Here is a 19,440-nt window from a genome sequence, read left to right as displayed (position 1 = left end):
CATAGTTATTTTTAAAGTTCTTATATTAAGGGTAGAACTAATTTTAACTAAAACAACAAAGATGAAAACTAGATTTCTTTTTCTGCTTTGCCTCACCTTATCTTTTACATCCTGCAAAACCGATAAAGCTTCTAATGAAGAGGTTACCATTAAAACTCCTCCGCTACCAAAATATACCTGTGCACCAAGAATTACAGATGCAGATTGGTATAAAATAGACAATAAAGCCCCTTTGTTTGAAGGTCTTGGAACTCTTAATTATCCAATCACCACAACTAACGATTTGGTTCAAAAATATTTCAACCAAGGATTAACTTTGGCTTATGCTTTTAATCATGCCGAAGCTGCTCGTTCATTTTTTTATGCAACCAAATTAGATCCAAACTGCGCTATGGCTTTTTGGGGTTATGCCTACGTATTAGGACCAAATTACAATGGTGGTATGGAAGATAACCACTATGAGCGCGCTTATAATGCCATTCAAGAAGCAAAAAAACTATCCAATACTGTTACTGAAAAGGAAAAGGCTATGATTAATGCTATGGCTGAGCGGTATTCGGCTACACCTCCAGAAGATCGCTCACAATTAGATATTAATTATTCAAATGCCTTGAAAACGGTTCATGATACATATCCAGATGATTTAGAAATAGCAACAATGTATGCCGAATCTGTTATGAACCTACACCCTTGGGATTTAAATGAAAAAGACGGTACCGAAAAACCGTGGACACCAGAAATTGTAGCTCTATTAGAAAGCATTATAAAGGCTTATCCTACGCATCCTGGAGCTAATCATTTTTATATTCATGCTGTTGAAGCCTCTAGTACACCAGAGCGAGCCTATGCTTCTGCTAAAGTTTTTGATGATGGGACAATTCCTGGCGCTGGACATCTCGTACATATGCCTTCACATGTCTACATACGTACAGGCGATTATCATAAAGGGACTGTGTCAAATATCAATGCCGTAAAAGCCGATAGTACTTATGTAACGCTTTGTCATGCACAAGGTGCTTATCCGCTCGCCTATTATCCGCATAACTACCATTTTATGGCAGCTACAGCAGCTTTAGAAGGTAACAAGCATTGGGCAATGATTGGCGCAAATAAAGTATCAAAGCATGTTCATCCAGATATTATGGCCGAGCCAGGTTGGGGAACATTACAGCACTATTATGTGATTCCTTACTATTCTATGGTGAAATTTGGAATGTGGGATGAGATATTAGCGCATAAAGAATTGAGTAGCCTAAAATATCCTCTAGCGATGCAGCATTATGCTAGTGGTATGGCTTACGTTGCAAAGAATGAATTGGATAAAGCGAAGACCGAACTAGAAGCACTAAAAGTATATGCTAGCGACGAGGGTATGAATGAAATTACCATTTGGGATATAAACACAGTAGGCACCTTAATTGGTTTAGCTGATATGGTTTTAGAGGCCGAATTATTAGCTGCCCAAGGTGATTATAAAACGAGTATTGATCTACTTAAAGATGCTGTAGTTATTGAAGATGCTTTGAATTACAACGAACCTCCAGATTGGTTTTTCTCTATTCGTCATCATTTGGGAGATGTATTGATCAAAGATGGACAATATCAAGAGGCTGTTACTACCTATCAAGACGATTTAAAACGATTGCCAAAAAATGGTTGGGCTCATCACGGACTTAAACTCGCCTATGAAAAATTAGGTGACACCGAAAATGCATCTAAAATGGAAACTGCTTTAAAAAGTAGTTGGGCAACTGCTGATATTGAATTAGTTGGATCTAAGGTGAAATAAAAAAGATAATATCTTAAATATAAAGAGCGAATCATCGGATTCGCTCTTTATATTTTATTCTATTCTTTCAATTTAAGACCAAATGTTTCTCGCCCATTTTGGTTCAAGGTCATACTTTCAATATCTCCATTCGCATTTCTATTAAAAGTGACTTCTGCTTTTACTTCATCTACAAAGAATTTATCTTCAGACATTGGAATAAGCATAACCATACTTTGTCCTGTTGGTGTTGCAGTTAATTTATTTTCATCTCTTGCTATAGTAACTATAAACTCTGCTGCTAACTGATACTTACCAATGTAATCATCTAATTTAGCCGTATCAATTTCAAATGCTTTTGGTAAATTACTTATATCAACGTTTAGATTTTTTAATACCTGAACACCATTGGTATTTGCTGGATTGAGTTCCACCGATTTTTTGTAATTTATAATTGCTTCTTCTTTATTGCCATTGGTTAGGAGCGCTTCACCATAACTATCATAAACGTTTGATGATTCAGGAAATTGATCGACATTTAACTTAAAAATTGCCATAGCCTTATCAATCTCTTTTCTACTCATATAGTAGTAACCAAAACTATTCAATATGTCTTCGGAAAAATTATAAGCATCTGCATTATTTAGTTTTAGATTGTTATAAGCAGAAGCCAGATTATCGATACCTTCAGCATCTATAATTGTTTTTAGTTTGGCTGCAATAGATGGTTTGATAATACACCTATTCCCCATTGAAGCACCTGTTTTCCATTGAATCCAATCACAAAATACTTGTCTGTAAATATTATGACCAGAACCACCATTGGTAATCATAATAAAACCATCATTGGTATCTGGGTTGACTCTAAAAAATGCATGCCAACCTGTATTAGCGCCTCCATGGCCTTTTAAGGTATACGATACACCAGGAATACTCTGCACCTGATATCCTAAACCATAGCTGTCATTTGAAGCTGGAGCCGGTTGCATCATGTCTTTAAGAGTGCTCGACGTCAAAACACTATTGTATTTTTTGTTGTTTTTGTAGGCAAAAAGACTTGCATAAGCAAACCGTGTAAAATCTTCAATCGTTGTGTGCAATCCCGCTGCAGCTTGTGCTGTAAACAATTCAAAATCTATTCGTTCTCCAAAATTATCGTATTCAAAAGATGAGTTTTTAAGTATGGTTTTATCAATTTTATAGCTACTATTGGTCATGCCTAATGGCTTTAAAATTTGTGCTTGCATATAATCTTCAAACTTTTGCCCTGTGACTTCTTCCATAATGAGTTGCAAGATGGTATATCCGCCTCCAGAATACTTCCATTTTGTTCCTGGTTCCATAATCATTTCTACTCTGCCTGGTCCATTATTGCGACCATTTAAAGATTCTTCTATAGTAGATAAACGATCATCAGGTGTCCATCCAGGATAACCATGTAACGATAAACCAGCTGTATGACTTAACAATCGCCTTACGGTTACTTGTTTAGAATCAAACTCTGATTCTGGCAATTTCCAACGTGTTAAATAGTTTTCGGCTGGTGCGTCTAAGTCAATCTTACCTTCTTCTACTAGTTTCATAATTCCCCAAGCTGCAATTGTTTTGGAGATAGAACCAATATTAAAGCCCGTTTGCGCTGTTACTTTTGTTTTTGTATCTACATCGGCATAACCATAGGCTTTTTGTAATACCAATTCGCCATTTTCGATAATAGCAATTGCTGTACCTGGTACTGTAAATTCTTGCAGTAATTTTGGGATTTTTTGATCTAGATCTTTCGTAAAACTATTAATCTCTTGAGCGTTTTTTTGTCCGTAAAGCGCTAAAGACATTAAAAAGAAGAGAAGTGTGATTTTTTTAAACATGTCAATTGGATTAAAATGATTAGCAAAAGATAGTATACATCATATGACGACAGTATAACACTTTAGTTACAATAACTATCTGTCATTAAAGATAATATAATGTTACAGACCAAAGAAATATCCATAAAAAAAGCGAACCATGTGGTTCGCTTTAAATTGTTATGATGTTGACCTATGAGATTCCTCGACTACGCTTGGAATGACAGTCGTGGTGTTCTAAATATGCAACGGTCTGTCATCTGTTGCTGCTAAAGCCGCTTCTTTAACTGCTTCTGCAAACGTTGGGTGTGCATGAGACATACGCGAGATATCTTCAGCAGAGGCTCTGTATTCCATTGCTACAACAGCTTCAGCAATTAAATCGGCACAGCGAGCACCAATCATATGAATTCCTAAAACTTCGTCTGTAGTTTTATCGGCTAATATTTTTACAAACCCATCAAGGTCTCCTCCTGCTCTAGCACGACCTAGCGCTCTAAACGGAAACTGTCCAGCTTTATAGGCTACTCCTGCTTCTTTCAATTCTTCTTCCGTTTTACCAACAGCTGCAACTTCTGGCCATGTATATACAACTCCAGGAATTAAATTGTAATTGATATGTGGTTTTTGTCCGGCTAAAGTTTCAGCAACAAACACACCTTCTTCTTCAGCTTTATGTGCTAACATAGCACCTTTAACTACATCACCAATCGCGTAGATATTAGACACATTGGTTTGCAAATGATTGTTAACTTCTACTTGGCCTCTATCATTTAGCTTCACACCTGCAGCTTCAGCATTTAATCCATCAGTATATGGACGACGACCTACAGACACTAAACAGTAATCACCTTTAAACTCAACAACTTCACCTTTTTTGTTTTCAGCTTTTACGATAACCTCATCACCGTTTCGTTCAACCGATTGCACTTTGTGAGACATCATCATTTTGAATTTTGCCTTTTTAAAGACCTTATTCAATTCTTTTGAAAGTCCTGCATCCATTGTTGGAAGAATGCGATCCATATATTCAATAACGGTCACCTCTGCTCCTAAACGTCTATAAACTTGCCCAAGTTCCAATCCAATAACACCACCACCAATTACGATCATGTGCTTTGGAATTTCTTTAAGCTTCAACGCTTCAGTAGACGTAATGATACGTTCTTTATCTAAAGTGATAAACGGTAAATTTGATGGTTTCGAACCTGTAGCAATGATAATATTCTTTGCTTCAATCTCGCCAGCATCCTTTCCGTCGATCTTAATATGCGTTGCGTCTTTAAAGCTACCTAAACCTTCATAGACGTCTATCTTATTTTTTTTCATTAAGAAATCAATTCCGCCAGTAGTTTGATCAACAACAGCTTGCTTGCGTCCGATCATTTTTTCTAGGTTGACTTTTATATCTCCAGGAATTTCAATTCCATGGTCTTCAAAATGCTTTGTTGCTTCTTCATAATGATGAGAAGACGCTAAAAGCGCTTTACTTGGAATACAACCAACATTTAAACATGTACCTCCTAGTGTAGAATATTTCTCGATTATTGCTGTTTTCATGCCTAGTTGTGCACAACGAATTGCTGCCACATATCCACCAGGACCAGAACCTATTACTGCTACATCGTATGATTTCATAAGAAAATATTTATCAGTTTTAATAAAATGAGTACAAAAATACGACTATTTTTAACTGATAGCAATAGATTATTGGAGTAATGCTTTTGCCTTTTTTCTTACTATTGCCAAATTGATATTATTTCGATCATTTAAGGTCAATATTTTATTAAGATACAGTGTTGCTTCGGCCTTTTTATTTTGTTCTATCAACGCTCTAGCTAACCAATATTGTGTCAATGGATCGTTAGTATCGCATTCAAGCAATTGTTGAACAGCCATATCATAAGACGCTTTAGCAAACAACAATTTTGCTCTTAATAGTTTGGCAGCTTCTGTATCTTCTCCATGCGCCAAATTGAAGGCTTCTAGTTTACTCATGGCTCGATTAAAATCACCATCTATAAAGGCACTATAACTCTCATAATATAACCCTAGATCTAAAATACGCTTCTTTGTTTTTTCATTTTTAATTGTATTCTGAACGTAAGTGTTCCATTGTTGATACTCATTCCACCCTTCATCACTCTGACTATTCTCAAAATACAAACGTGTTTTCCTTAGGAAAGCGTAATAGATGTGAAATATAGGTTCTCGTTTATTCTTACCAGATAAACTTTCCTGTTTTTGTGCTTCGAGTGTTTTTGTAGCATTTTTATAATCGCCTTCATCCAAATAGGACACTATTTCTGAACGCCAACGGTGTCTATATTCATAATCACTCAGGGTTGATATATCTAAATCCTTAAGAGTCTGTCTTGCCTCTTTATGCTTGTCTAAGAAATTGAGATTAGCCGCAATTCCCATAATAGCCCATGGAAATTTTGTGTCAATTTCTAGAACATTATTGTAATATTCTATCGATTTTTGATATTCACCATTTCGCATAAAAATTTCGGCATACGTATCTAATGGGTTTACAGAATTAGGTAGTAATTCAATGTATACTTTTGCAATATCTTTTGCTTTTTCATAGTCTTTAACATCCATATATGCATAGGTTAATTCGTTATATGCAGCGGTGTATTGAGAGTTAATATCTATTGCTTTTTTAAAGTGTTTAATTGCCAACTTGGGGTTATGACCTCCATGATGCACATTAACAAATCCAAATAAATAATTGGCTTCCTCATCTTCTGGATACAATGCGACCAATTCTTTAAAGTAACCATACTCTTTTGACCCATCATATCCTAAAGAATAAAAATCTACGCGGCCTTTAATTAAGAGCTGTTCTCCCTCAGAAATTAAATCAATATATTTCAAAGCGTCATTTAGTTTTTCTCTTCGATAATCATAATTATCTCTCAGCATCGCCAAACGGAAATGTGCCATTGCAAATGTTGAATCTAATTGCAATGCGTTTTGATATAAGGTTTCTGCCTGATCTAAATTTAGTTCATTTTCAAATGTTCTTGCTTGATTATAGTGTCTAATAGCCTCAGTAGAATGTGATGTTATCGGAATTTTTGGCGATTGTCTAATTGCTGTAAAATCATCCCAACCTCGTTTAATCCATTTACCATCAATTAATAACTCTGTGTACCAATCTATGGCATTGTTAGATTTAGGTGTAAATGTTTCACGAAAGGTTCTTACCCAACCGTCTTTCTCGGGAAATGGAATGGTACTATCTCCTTTAGGATAATACACTTTGTACTCACGTCTTACCTTATTATCACCAAGCAATTGGTATTCGCCTTCAAAAAGCATGGAACCATCAATTTGATATTCTATCCAAACAATCTTATCTGTAGTTGGATTATAAGTAATGAGACCTTCTGACATTACTTTCTTTTTAGTAGCCGAATAGAATCCTGTCTTAGAATAGATAACCTTCCTGTCTGTTCCCCATTCAAAATCTATAACCTTTAGGTCTTTCATTTTAGGTTTCTTTTCTAACATTGGATGATCTGGAGAAGGCTGCCAAATGCCGATATAGTATGATAATTCTTCTAGCTTATTTTTATGATTTTGAGCGTTTGTATATGGGCTAAAACATCCTGTAATAATAAAGCATAGCGCTATTTTGGTTAATAAATTCATGTTCCTAATTTTTATATCTATTCAAATAAGACATTACATTGGTTTTTTCTTTTTCATTTTTAGTTAACAACAAAGCTTCATTAAAAGCTTTAATAGCCATTTCTTTTTCTCCCATCCATCCATGAGCATTCCCAATAAGCATTTTTGCTTTATAAGATTCTGGGAAATACTTTAAGGTAATTTTAAATAATTCTATAGCTTTTTTAGGTGAATTGTGATGTCCTAACGCTTCTCGACCTACATATAGAAACATATTTTCATTTCCTAGTTTTAAGGCTTCTTCCATTAAGATACTGGATTCATTGCCCTTACCCATTGAAGCCAAGATGAGTGCTTTTTGATACATGTTCTCAAACCTTCTTTCATAACTAATAGACCTATTAATTAACTCTAAAGCCAGATCAAGATGAGTATTATGTAACCAACAATATAATGCGGCTTCTCTGTTCCCTCTCCAAGAAAATCGTGGCAGAGTTCTTAATTCATCTTTAATAACATCTAGAGTGCTATTGATTTCATCAACTTCAATCTTAAAAGATACTTTTGTACTTGCCCAAAGCAAAGCAATATTTACACTATTCTCTTTTAAATTTTCAAAGTCATATTTTAAATACTCGATATGAGCATGTTCTTCAGGCTTGACCTGTATTCTTAGTGCATCTTCATTTTGATCGTAGTAAAAGCTTCCCCATTGCACATGATTGTTGGAAAAAATAATAGTCCATTCCGTTTTATTAGGAATCATATGTATCCCATAAACCCCTCTTTTTAGTTTGTTTCCATTAATAATCACATCATCTTGAAACTTAATGGTAGTAGATTCATTTGCTCCAGCTCTCCAAACCTTTCCATACGGAATGAGATTTCCAAATATTTGTCTGTTTCTAACAGCTGGTCTATGGTATTTAATGTCAATTTCAGTAATACCTATTGTTTGAGATATTTTAGCCAACTTACTGGTCTCAGGATAAGTAATATTATCATTAGTTATTATGTCTCTCGATTCCCACTGTGAAAATGCAAATTGAGATATGATCAAGAAAAAAACGAAGTAGACTTTTTTAGCTGTCATGATTAATTAAGAAATGTTTTCGAATACTTTAAAATAAAAACCTGATTGTCTGTAAAAGGCAATCTAGGGTTCAAACTATCTCGATTAATATTTGCATTGTGATTATAAACAATATATAAATCGGTTCCTTCTATTGGATTAAATCTAAATCGCAGATTTAGACCTAATTTTTCAGTTCTTGTATCATACTGAAAAAATGAATTCAATGAAGATTTTGATGAGAAGTTAAACTTTAGTCTAGTAAAATAGCGACTTAAATTAATTTTTCTTGATGTATCTACGGCGTAACTTTCTGGGAAACGAAGTTGATTATAAGTTCCTCCAATTTCGGCCTTGAATAGCTGACTAAAATCGTAAGACACATTAAGATTTGTTGTGAATTGGTTACCACCATAAAACTCTCCAACTTCTATGTCTAAGTTTGCGCGATACGCTCTAGCTCTTCCTGTATCAAAAATGGGATTAATTTTCCACATCACATACTGATTGGCAGGAATAGTAATGCCTTCGGAAATATTCCAATCTTGATATAAGTTATCTTCTTGGTATATTGGAAAAAACATTGTAAAACGTGCACCTTTTTTATGAATTGCAGTGAGGTAAATATTAGTTTGAAAAAATTCATGCTGACCAGTTGAGGACACCCAAAATTTATTGAAATAATGCCCTAAGGTTAGATATCTTAAAAACGTTGAATTGGTGTATGTTCTTCTCCAACCATTGTTTAACGTAAGCCGTTTTGTATCTGGTCTTGGTACAAAACCTAATTCTGGATTAAAATCTTTCGTGTATTCTCTAAACCTATAATTGATACCAAAGCCATTGGCTCGAAAGGTATTAATTTCGGCCCCATACATAGATTTCCAATTTCCTGTTACATCATCAAATGTCGACCCTACAGTAAAACGTGTTCTAATATTATCTGAAAATCTAATATTAGCATCAATAGCTACCAAATGATTACTCTTATCTCTATTAATTTTATTGGTGTTTATTATACCTATGTTGGAACCAAAATTCCCAATAGTATGCCTCAATCTGGTCACACTCATATTATTTGATAAAGCGATGCCCTCAACCTTATGTGTTTGCATACTTAACAAACCATATTGCCATTTTGATGAATTACCAGCATACCTCAACCCTGCTATAATTGGAATTGCTTGACCATCTTCAATACCAATACGTCGAGAATTAAACAAACGATGTCCGAACAGATTAGAATTGAATAAGTCTGCATTTTCGAGAAAGAACAGACGCTTTTCGGGTAAAAAAATAGGAAACCTAGAAATATTAATTATTCTATCGTCTGCTTCAACTTCGGCAAAATCTGTATTGATACTAAAATCTATGGTTTGATTAGCATTAGGTTTATATTTAATATCTAAACCTAAATTACTCAATACTTTATCAAGTACTTCATTTGAAGCATAGCCTTTTTCTTCTAAAAAAGTAGTCTCGTTTTCATAGGCTGTTTCATCTGCATTTAATTGATTTTGACTAATTACATTTGCTTTCACATACGGCGTGATATATAATGGCTTTGATCTAGGTAAGTTTTTAAAACGTACTTCCTCAGAGTTACTAAAGTGGTATTGAGCTGAAGCTAATTCGGTGTTATTTTGAGGTGCTATAACACGTTCGTTTTTTTGCTTATAATTAACTATTGCTTTAATTCGCATTATATTTTCCGAAGACACATTATAACGCAATGACGAGAAAGGAATACGCATTTCTGCACTCCAACCATCATCATTTATTTTTGATTTGGCATCCCAAAATGTGTTCCAAGACAAGTTAAATACATCGCCATTTCTATTAACTTCAAAATCTTGTCTTGCACTCAATGGGTTTGTTCTAAACACCAAAGTATTGAGCTTATCATTATAACTATCAATATGAACCTCAATATAATCATCATTATCAAGTGTTTTGTCACGTTCTAATGTTGCTGCAAAGATTTGATTTGGATCTTTAAAATAACAGTAAGCACCAACATATAAATATTGATCGTCATACATAAATTTCACAATCACCTTTTCAGTAGTATTTGCGCCAAGGTTTGGTTCTATCTGCTTAAAACCATTAAACTCAAATGCACTATCCCAACTTGTCTCATTTAATACGCCATCAAGTTGAATTGATGCATTAGATTTTGGCAGATCATCTTGTGAAAATGCAAGAAAACTGATTAAAAAAAAGAAAATAAACGTTTGTCTATAAAGCATTTCACAGAAATATTTGATTGATTTAATTATGGTTATGAGGTTATACTTTCTTTGCTACTAGTACCAAATCTGGTTCATGAACTGTCAATGACTTCACTCTATTGTTTTCAAGCTGAAATGTGATGTATACTGACGAAATACCATTGTATAAAAACTTATGCTCTTCTATTCTAATTAAACCACCTCCTGACTTTCCTAATTTCCCAAGAGATATCATTTTTCTCATATTAAGAGAGATCGAAAACCCATCATTCTCACCATCTCCATATCTATAATCACCAAGATATTTCTGCTTTTCAGATTCACTTAATGCGGTATATGTTTTAGTATCTGGAGCTTTAAAAGACCTTAAAAAATCGATCAGTTTTTCAGAGTTATTGATATTATCTTTAGACATGGTATCCTTCATTCGCAAACCAGCTCGTGCATGTTGAAGTAAGCTAATTCCATGAGGTCCTGGTTGTGACTCAATTCCAGGTGTCATGGTTATCATAGCTTTTACAATATCAAATGCACCAAGCATCGCATAGGTATACATAGTTGGTCTAGCACCTTTGCTCATTAGGTAGTATACTATGTCTCTTCTTCCAACATGTGATGCAGCGCCTATAGCAGATTCCCAATCTCCAAAACTCCAATCCCAGCTTGCTCTAGCTAATTCTGGTCTTTTATCAACTAACTTCTTAACTGTGTCGATATCAAAATGAGATTTACCAACAACCTCATTAACAACTTCATCATCAATTGAAGGGTAACGATTGTTTGGTTGTGGGTTTAATTTATCATCAGAAACTATAGATGATGCGTAAGTGACATTTGGGATAGATACTGCTAGAAGTCCAAAAATTGAACTTCCAACAAATTGACGTCTAGAACTTTTTAAATTATTCATCTAACTTGATTTTTAATACTATGGGCTGATATAATTTATTCATTGGAAATAAGTTGCCTTGTTCATCAAAACTTCCAAATTGTGCGTTAGCGATATAATAAAGACTACTGTTATGAAGCACTCCAGTTGTTGGATTATTCATCATTGGGTGACCAACTTCTAATAATGTATTGCCAATTATGGTGTCTAAGTTTTCATTAAGTATCAGTTTTTGCACCGATTTAATATCTGGATGTACACTAATTAATGTATTCATATAAAAATACACGCCATCTATACTTTCTCTCTTAGCTATTTTTACTGAGTTTGGGTTCTTAATCTCTTGGTGTTTTTTAGAGTCAACCTCAATACGCATAATGCCTTCAGAATGCGCTACAAATAAAAATCTATCGTCATTTGTGATTGTAATCCCGTTTGGATATTTAAGTCCGTTTGGAGTTAAAAACAGTGATAACGTATCATCTTTTTTCTGAATAGTATAAATTGAATGTTCATCAAACATATGCGTTACGTATACATTTCCTTCAGAATCTATAACGAGGTCATTAAAAAAATGCACCTCTCCTCTTTTATCTAATACATACCTCTTGATCAATTTACCTGTATCCAAATTGAATTTGAAAACACCAGCTGGTCTTCCGTCTAAGTCGTCCTTTAAATTATAACCTACTAGATTATCTCCTCCAGAGCTACAAACCCAAAGCCAACGATTATTTGTATCTATTTTCATACCTATAACCATCCACAAACCACCTTGCTTTGGGCTAATAAACTCAGTTTCGTTTCCGTTTTTATCTATTTTAACGACTTTTCCTTTTCTGGTACTTCCAACATAGTAGGTTTCCGTTTTCGGGTCGTATGCTATATTTTCTGGAAGCAAGTCTTTTTCTTCAAGATTGAATGCTATCTCACTATTGTTAATCGCATTTGATTTCTCTTGTCCTATCAGTAATAATGGGAAAGCTAGAAACCATAAAAAATAAAGATGTTTTCTCATGTGTTAATGGTATACCTTCAAATTTAGAGTTAACTTAAAATCTCTTTATAAAATTTATCTCAAACACATTTTTACTTATGCAAAACAAGCCTTTTCCTCAAATCGTCTTATTTACATAAAGAATTAAGGACTTTGCATAAATTTTAAGGCAAGCAATAAATAAACCATTATAAATCCAATAGATTTGTGCTATGAAAAGTTTGAACATTTGGTTTCATATAGGATTTTGGATAGCCTATACTCTTATCTATACGTTAATTCAAGCGAGCTATAAAGGTGATTACGAAGGTGCTTTTATTTACGAGTTAATGAACCTTCCTTTACGATTGGCTGTTGTCTACTTTAATTATTTCTATTTATTACCTAGGTTTTTACTGAAAGGAAAGGTGGTGAACTATTTTGTTTACACCATAATAACTTTATGTATTGCTGGCTTTTTTCAACGCATAATTAATTATGAACTCCTAAATATTCTAAATCCTGAAATGCGAGATTATGGTTTGTGGTTGCCATACAAATTTTTACAATCAACTGTTATTATAGCCTCTCCTCTCATTTTTGTAATAGGAATTTCAGTGGTATGGAAAGTATCTCAGTTACAGAAACGCACCAATGAACTTGAAAATGAAAAACTTCAATCTGAATTAAAATATTTAAAATCACAGATCAACCCACATTTTTTGTTCAATACATTAAACAACATCTATGGGCTATCACTAGAGAACTCAAAAAAAACACCAGAGCTTATTTTAAAGCTTTCTGATTTCTTAAGTTTCTCATTATATGAAAGCAACCAGAAGATGATTCCATTAGATAAGGAGATTGCACTAATGACCGATTTCATCACGCTAGAGAAAAGTCGGTTCGAAGATCGTGTTGCAATTGATTTTAGTAAGCCAAAATCTACCGAGAATATTTCTATACCTCCACTAATCTTAGTACCTTTTGTTGAGAATGCATTTAAGCATAGTTTAAAAGATGAAACAAAGATTGCAGATATCGCAATTGATCTTAAAATAGATAACGATATGTTGTTATTTGAAGTAAAGAACTCAAAATCGCATAATATAACTGAATCCAATACTAAAAAAGGTCTTGGATTAGAAAACATAAAAAAACGATTAGATATACTTTATGGAAGTGATTATGAGTTAGCCATAAATGACAGTAAACACCTGTTCTCTATTAATCTTAAAATCAAGTATTTATGAACACAAAGTGTGCTATAGTTGATGATGAACAAACGGCAAGAAATATATTGAGAACATATGTTAATGATGTTCCTCACCTAGAGGTTGTCAACGAATCAAAAAATGCACTTGAAGCTTTAGACTATATACAAAACAATGAGATAGACCTTATTTTTTTGGATATCGAAATGCCTAAATTATCTGGATTGAATTTTGCCAAACTCATTAATAAGAATACCAAGATTATATTTACAACTGCACATAGAGAATTTGCTATCGAAAGTTATGAATTAAATGCCACAGATTATCTACTCAAACCTTTTTCATTTGAACGTTTTCTAAAAGCTGTACAAAAAGTAGCTAAGCCAGTTTCTAAACATGTTGAGTCAAAAAACAGTACATACATTTATGTAAAAGTGAATAAGCAAATGGTAAAGGTGTCCTTTTTAGATCTATTGTATGTTGAAGGTATGAGCAATTATATCAAAGTGCATACAACTACTGAAGTTTTAGTAGTCTACGAAAAGCTAAGTACTATCATTAACAATTTGCCATCAAGCATGTTTGCTAGAATACATAAATCTTACATTGTTAACATTTCAGAAATTGAAGCCTACACAAAAGAATATGTCGTTGTTAATAAAAAACATATTCCAATAGGTCAAACCTATAGAAAAACTGTTTTAGAAGCTCTTAGATAAAAAGCTATAATAATTACCAAATACGTTCTTATTGTATGCCTATTATTCTTTAATAATTTTTATCACTCTTTGATCTCCATTCTCATGACTTACAACAAGGAAATTTAACCCAAAATTAAACACTTCTGCTTTTAATTTAAGTACGTTAATTCCATTTTTTACATAGTTCTCTTGAGTTGAACTGACAATACCATTTATGCTCTTGATAGTAATGGTTGCTTTACCTGAGTTTAAAGCAGTATATTCAACATTAAGAAATTCCTTATCCGTTGGTATTGGATTAGGGTAAGCAGACAACCTTGAATGATTACCATTTGCAATTTTATTTTGATCACAATTAATTTCATTAATATCAATAAGAAATTCTGATAAACTCTGGTGAGTTACTTCACCAAAGTCTGTAGAAATTCGCTCAGGGCTAAACACCAAATTATTTTCGACGTTTCCACTTTTCATTTCCAAATTGTTGGCACAAATTAGATTGCCATTAGCTATAACTGAGCTTAATGTATATCCTCTTTGATAAAAGAGCCTAAATGAAGATATCCCTTTTAAAATATATTTATTGTTGTCCATTGCAGGTACCATCGTCGTTGGATATGTGCCAAAAACAACTTGTTGTTCATAGTTTTGACGTTGAGATTTTATAATATTTCCATTATCGTCTACAGTCATTAAGATTGGTGATGCTGTATGATTGTTCCATGAGCCTAAAAGAATGTCGTAATTAGTATTCGTAATAGAGTTTCTCTTATAAATACTTGCACCATAGTATGCGAGCATACCTTCTTGCGCTGAATATCGTTTGCTCCAAACGGGCTCTCTGTTTTCATTCAACTTTGTCAATACCGCAAACTGAAATGTTTCCTCTACTAGATCTCTAATTAAATCATATGAGGCATAGGTAACTAAGAAACCATCTTCAACTGCTGTAATAGCTCCCATATGAGATATAGTACTAAAATGTCCAAACCTTTTATATAGGTTAGTTATGTTTCCATTTACAGGGTTAACGCCTAAGGTAAATAAACCTGCAGTTTCAAATTCATCATTAAAATTACCAATAAGAATAAGGTTTCCGTCGTCATCAAAAACAGCATCGTTTGGAACATCTCCTGTATTATCCCAAGGTGAGGTCTCAACATATCTCTTTTTCCAATATATGGTTCCATTTCCGTTCATTGAAAACGCCATTGTTCTTTGGCTAGCATCATTAGAGCCGTAATCTGCCGCTTCACCCAAAACAATAAATTTTGAATGTATTCCATCTTCTGTGATTTTCTTAATAGACCAAGCTCTGTCAATACTTTTTGGTTCTCCAAAACTTTTAGACCATACGATATCACCATTTTGTGTGTCAATAAGTAACATCAATACATCAAAATCTTTTAGGAGATGTCCAAATTGTGAATTAAAAAATCCGACTTCAATTTGTCCAACAATTAATGCATAATTGTCTTGAGCAAATACGCTTACACTATTTGCTGATTCTGTTTTCCCAGGTGTTCCATATCTTCTTTTCCAAATAACTTCTCCATTGGTACCAATTTTAGAAATCAAAACATCTGTATTCTCAAAGCCATCTTCCAAAACACCATCAACATTTATAACCTCACCTGATTGCATTGGTGCTATTGAAATTGTTGCTGGTTTACTGTATTCTAGAAATTGACTAGTTTGGTATGTACGAGCATATTGCTGTGCATTTACAGTAATACCACACAGAACTAAGAGTATTCTAAGGGTTATATTTTTTTTCATAGGTTTAGCTAATTACAAGGATAATGTTAGTGAAAATGCAGTGAATTCAATTTAATGTACTTCTCAAAAGAGTAACAGTTAGCGACATGCAACTCTTTTGATTTTTTCTACCGTTTTGTCTATTTTGTTAATCATAACATCAGTCATCCTTTTGGTAACACAACACATGGTATTGGTCACGGTTTTACCTATTTAAGAACAGACACAAAAGTGTTTTAGAATTCCTGACACATTATTATACAGACTCTTACAATTAAAACAAAAACCTCTTTTATTACTGTCCTTTAAAATAATTATATGCTTTGGTAATGGATTCAATCAATTTTTCGTACTCATCATTCATTTGTTTGTAACTGAGTTTATTAGTTACAATAGTCTCCATTCCTCGAACTCTACTCGTGTGAATTAAATAATCTGGATCGTTCTCTGGCATTGCATTTCTTCTATTATCAAGGGCATTTTGGAGGCCGTTTTTTGCTTTTTCAAGAAGTGAAAGAGCAGTATCTCCTTTACCTAAGACTTTATATGAGTTAAATTGGTAGGCAGGTAATAAAAAAGACTGATATGCACCATTATAGTCTATGGTTTTTAACTCTTCCTCTACCAACTCTACGACTTTTTTATGATTATTTTCACCTGCATGTTTGCCACAAACATTATTTACGGGTTCAAACATATAGTATTGATCTTTAGGGTTGGGTTTGAAATGCTTTCTAAATTCTGAAATCTGCTTTTCAACTTCCCCATGCTTTTCAAAAGCTCTGAAATTAATTTGCATAATTCGTTGCCATGCCGCTCTACTAATCTCGTCGTTACCATCCTTTACTTTAGAAAATGCGTCTAATGATTCTTGCGGCATAAAATTCCAAAAATAGACATCCCCTAAATAGAACTGTTCTTCTCGTGACAGTTCGGTAGTGATAACCCTTGGCAGATAGGGCTTAGTTGCATCAATCCTCTTCTTTTCTGGATGCATATTCACCTCATTCATCATAAGTGTTAATGCTTCAGAAGGTAACAGCATATTAGAGTTTGAATCTTCGTCTTGGGCAATTGCATTTGCATTAAAAAGTAGTATAAGGCATAGCAATAGTTTTGATAATTGATTTGCAGTTTTCATTTTGTCTTGTTTTAAATTATTAGGTAAATTAATAGTATCCTAATCACTTTAAGCGCTAATTTTAAGCCAAAACAAGTATCATTTTACGAAATGCAACCTTATCTTCTTTCGAGCAAGTATTTAAGTATATTATGATTTATTTTTCAGTCTATAGTTATAAGGAGTTGTTTCAACAATTCTCTTAAAGGTTCTATGAAAGCTAGCTTTGTTAGAAAACCCAGAATCTAAAGCCACGGCCAATATCTTAATATTTGTAGTTAATAGTAAGTGTTTTGCGTGTTCAACTCTAAATTCATTAACATATCTAAAAAATGTTTTATTAAATCCATTATTAATAATCTTAGATACAACATAAGCAGGCATTTCTAATTCCTCGGCCAAGTCATTAATAGTAAAATCAAAATCGAGAAATAATTGCTTTTGAGTCATTATGAAATTAATCCTATCCAGGTTTTTTTGATCAATGTTTATATTGGTCTCGTCAGGTTTATCTACGCTGTTTTCATTTTCTATTATAGATAATTCAAAGGGAATGATTTTATTTTGCATGATTACTATAACGGTTAATGCTATTAAGTTTATCGTTAATAGTAAGGACATTATATAGAAGAGGTTTGACGCGTCAAAAATTTGTAATTGTCTCAGAAAAACGGCTATAACGTAACCAAAGAGCACAATCAGACAAATAAATGAAAACCTTTGAAAATAGAATACCCAAATTCCTCTCTCGTTACTATGATATTGTTCTGTTAACCGTCTGTACTTTGCAATTTTTCTGACACTTACAAGAACATAAGCAAACATGCTTACCACTGACACCATAGAAATCAACGATGTTTTTATAAATAAACTATTGCCAAATGGCACATAATTCGAGAATAGATTCGCCTTATCTGTCTGACCTAGGAAGAAGAGGGGGAAAAACAAAATTACAGATATGAAGGCAGGTATAAAATGTACAGCGACTTTCCAAACGCTTAATTTATTTCTTTGCGTTAGTTTTATAGTGTAAAGCAAAAATAATGGTCCAATACTTAGTCGTATAGGATATCTGTAGCCAAATAAGTCAATCGCATTAAAAAAACCATTAGGAGTTAGAAAGAGGCTGTATTCGATTAAATGTATGCTAAACAAAAGAATAAGAAGCCCAAAAATTCGCTTATGACTATTCTCTTTACTCGAGAAAAGTAAAACTAATCCCATAAGCAGTCCTTGAGCTGCTCCTGCAAATAAAATGACACTTTTCCAATCAAATAACATTAAACGCGTAATTAAAGTTTTTCAAAAATGACTTTTAATGAAGTTCAGTAACATCTATTTGCATAATTACTCCATTCAACTCATAAAAAAAGTAATGTCCATCTGGGGACAAAGTTGGTGTTAACTCCCAATCATCAGGAGAGTTTATTTTATCAAGTCTCTTTGGCACTTTCCAAACATTTCCTTCTTTATATGATATATATAAATCAATTTCATTACTCGAATCGATATACCGATTAAATATTATAAACCGTTCATTAGGATCAATTACTAGATCATTCTCTGAATGAGTTGAGTTTATTTCTTTAATATTAATTGGCTTTTGGTATACACCATTATCATAATATGAAACGTATATATCCATTCCGCCTTTACCACCTGGTCTGTCAGAATTAAAATATAGATTATTACTACTAGCTATTGATGGATAGGAATCATAACTCGAAGAGTTTATTTGTTCTAGCAATCTTGGTTTAGACCAACCTTTAGGTGTTTTTTCAGAACACCAAATATTATGAGGAACAGATATGTTTATAGAATCTGGATGAGACCTAGAGTTAAAAAACAGTTTTTGATTATCAGTTGATAGTACCGGATGATAGGCATCTATCATAAAATCTATATTCAATGGAGTACTCCAACGTCCTTCATCATACTTATATTGGACTATTCCCATAAACGATTTACCGTTTTTAAATGTTTTGGCTTTAGGTTTAGATACGTATAAATCTTTTCCATTTTTGGAAAAATTGATTCCATTATTTGTAGTTATTTCTCCGTTTGCAAACTTAATGGGTGTTTTTAGTTCATAAGACAAACAATACGATGCATGACAATTGGTTCGATTATCCGAATGCTTACAACCTATAAATAAATATATTAATAGTAAGTATGATAAATACCTCATATTAGTTGAATTGTTATAATAAAATCTGTTATTA

Annotated in this window: 14 protein-coding genes; 3 read left to right on the top strand and 11 right to left on the bottom strand. The window is 33.3% G+C overall.

Annotation, left to right across the window (positions count from 1 at the left end; genetic code table 11):
- Window positions 1-61 precede the first annotated feature (61 nt).
- The gene (locus Q0783_RS17185; protein WP_298897202.1) at window positions 62-1,789 is read left to right on the top strand and encodes a hypothetical protein; all 1,728 of its coding nucleotides are present in this window, start codon (window positions 62-64) and stop codon (window positions 1,787-1,789) included.
- 59 nt (window positions 1,790-1,848) lie between these two features.
- Here the strand turns inward: Q0783_RS17185 and Q0783_RS17180 are convergent, their stop codons facing one another.
- The 7 genes from Q0783_RS17180 to Q0783_RS17150 form a co-directional block, all read right to left on the bottom strand.
- A complete protein-coding gene (locus tag Q0783_RS17180; protein ID WP_298897201.1) occupies window positions 1,849-3,636 on the bottom strand; it encodes a serine hydrolase in 1,788 nt (595 codons plus the stop codon).
- Window positions 3,637-3,852: 216 nt separating this feature from the next.
- Complete coding sequence (lpdA, locus tag Q0783_RS17175; RefSeq protein WP_298897200.1) at window positions 3,853-5,253, bottom strand: dihydrolipoyl dehydrogenase; 1,401 nt, start codon at window positions 5,251-5,253, stop codon at window positions 3,853-3,855.
- A gap of 69 nt (window positions 5,254-5,322) precedes the next feature.
- Entirely contained in the window at window positions 5,323-7,278 is a 1,956-nt protein-coding gene (locus Q0783_RS17170) for a hypothetical protein (protein ID WP_298897198.1), read from the bottom strand.
- A 4-nt stretch (window positions 7,279-7,282) separates the two neighbouring features.
- The gene (locus Q0783_RS17165) at window positions 7,283-8,350 is read right to left on the bottom strand and encodes a DUF2911 domain-containing protein (RefSeq protein ID WP_298897195.1); all 1,068 of its coding nucleotides are present in this window, start codon (window positions 8,348-8,350) and stop codon (window positions 7,283-7,285) included.
- A gap of 2 nt (window positions 8,351-8,352) precedes the next feature.
- Window positions 8,353-10,578, bottom strand: coding sequence for a DUF5916 domain-containing protein (locus tag Q0783_RS17160; RefSeq protein WP_298897193.1), 2,226 nt, complete (start codon window positions 10,576-10,578; stop codon window positions 8,353-8,355).
- Window positions 10,579-10,618: 40 nt separating this feature from the next.
- Window positions 10,619-11,470, bottom strand: coding sequence for a hypothetical protein (locus tag Q0783_RS17155; protein ID WP_298897191.1), 852 nt, complete (start codon window positions 11,468-11,470; stop codon window positions 10,619-10,621).
- Complete coding sequence (locus Q0783_RS17150) at window positions 11,463-12,467, bottom strand: SMP-30/gluconolactonase/LRE family protein (protein ID WP_298897189.1); 1,005 nt, start codon at window positions 12,465-12,467, stop codon at window positions 11,463-11,465. The genes Q0783_RS17155 and Q0783_RS17150 overlap by 8 nt, the downstream gene beginning before the upstream one ends.
- Window positions 12,468-12,658: 191 nt before the next feature.
- Between Q0783_RS17150 and Q0783_RS17145 the strand changes: the two genes are divergently transcribed.
- Window positions 12,659-13,678, top strand: a complete 1,020-nt coding sequence (locus Q0783_RS17145; protein WP_298897187.1) for a histidine kinase — start codon at window positions 12,659-12,661, stop codon at window positions 13,676-13,678.
- Window positions 13,675-14,358: a LytTR family DNA-binding domain-containing protein gene (locus Q0783_RS17140; RefSeq protein WP_298897185.1), complete on the top strand. Its 684-nt coding sequence runs from the start codon at window positions 13,675-13,677 to the stop codon at window positions 14,356-14,358. Before Q0783_RS17145 ends, Q0783_RS17140 begins: the two co-directional genes overlap by 4 nt.
- Before the next feature lie 42 nt (window positions 14,359-14,400).
- Here the strand turns inward: Q0783_RS17140 and Q0783_RS17135 are convergent, their stop codons facing one another.
- The 4 genes from Q0783_RS17135 to Q0783_RS17120 form a co-directional block, all read right to left on the bottom strand.
- A complete protein-coding gene (locus tag Q0783_RS17135) occupies window positions 14,401-16,119 on the bottom strand; it encodes a T9SS type A sorting domain-containing protein (RefSeq protein WP_298897183.1) in 1,719 nt (572 codons plus the stop codon).
- 274 nt (window positions 16,120-16,393) lie between these two features.
- Entirely contained in the window at window positions 16,394-17,239 is an 846-nt protein-coding gene (locus tag Q0783_RS17130; protein WP_298897181.1) for a hypothetical protein, read from the bottom strand.
- A gap of 129 nt (window positions 17,240-17,368) precedes the next feature.
- Complete coding sequence (locus tag Q0783_RS17125; RefSeq protein WP_298897179.1) at window positions 17,369-18,499, bottom strand: AraC family transcriptional regulator; 1,131 nt, start codon at window positions 18,497-18,499, stop codon at window positions 17,369-17,371.
- Between the two features lie 34 nt (window positions 18,500-18,533).
- Window positions 18,534-19,406, bottom strand: a complete 873-nt coding sequence (locus Q0783_RS17120; protein ID WP_298897177.1) for a hypothetical protein — start codon at window positions 19,404-19,406, stop codon at window positions 18,534-18,536.
- Window positions 19,407-19,440: the final 34 nt, after the last annotated feature.

Origin of the sequence: uncultured Psychroserpens sp. (assembly GCF_947500255.1) — a bacterium.
In the GTDB taxonomy this organism is placed as follows: Bacteria; Bacteroidota; Bacteroidia; order Flavobacteriales; family Flavobacteriaceae; genus Psychroserpens.
This window is presented reverse-complemented; position numbering and strand designations above follow the sequence as displayed.

Coding starts and splice junctions, on each gene's coding strand:
- Q0783_RS17185 (WP_298897202.1), top strand. CDS start 62: ATGAAAACTAGATTTCTTTTTCTGCTTTGCCTCACCTTATCTTTTACA.
- Q0783_RS17180 (WP_298897201.1), bottom strand. CDS start 3,636: ATGTTTAAAAAAATCACACTTCTCTTCTTTTTAATGTCTTTAGCGCTT.
- lpdA (WP_298897200.1), bottom strand. CDS start 5,253: ATGAAATCATACGATGTAGCAGTAATAGGTTCTGGTCCTGGTGGATAT.
- Q0783_RS17170 (WP_298897198.1), bottom strand. CDS start 7,278: ATGAATTTATTAACCAAAATAGCGCTATGCTTTATTATTACAGGATGT.
- Q0783_RS17165 (WP_298897195.1), bottom strand. CDS start 8,350: ATGACAGCTAAAAAAGTCTACTTCGTTTTTTTCTTGATCATATCTCAA.
- Q0783_RS17160 (WP_298897193.1), bottom strand. CDS start 10,578: ATGCTTTATAGACAAACGTTTATTTTCTTTTTTTTAATCAGTTTTCTT.
- Q0783_RS17155 (WP_298897191.1), bottom strand. CDS start 11,470: ATGAATAATTTAAAAAGTTCTAGACGTCAATTTGTTGGAAGTTCAATT.
- Q0783_RS17150 (WP_298897189.1), bottom strand. CDS start 12,467: ATGAGAAAACATCTTTATTTTTTATGGTTTCTAGCTTTCCCATTATTA.
- Q0783_RS17145 (WP_298897187.1), top strand. CDS start 12,659: ATGAAAAGTTTGAACATTTGGTTTCATATAGGATTTTGGATAGCCTAT.
- Q0783_RS17140 (WP_298897185.1), top strand. CDS start 13,675: ATGAACACAAAGTGTGCTATAGTTGATGATGAACAAACGGCAAGAAAT.
- Q0783_RS17135 (WP_298897183.1), bottom strand. CDS start 16,119: ATGAAAAAAAATATAACCCTTAGAATACTCTTAGTTCTGTGTGGTATT.
- Q0783_RS17130 (WP_298897181.1), bottom strand. CDS start 17,239: ATGAAAACTGCAAATCAATTATCAAAACTATTGCTATGCCTTATACTA.
- Q0783_RS17125 (WP_298897179.1), bottom strand. CDS start 18,499: ATGTTATTTGATTGGAAAAGTGTCATTTTATTTGCAGGAGCAGCTCAA.
- Q0783_RS17120 (WP_298897177.1), bottom strand. CDS start 19,406: ATGAGGTATTTATCATACTTACTATTAATATATTTATTTATAGGTTGT.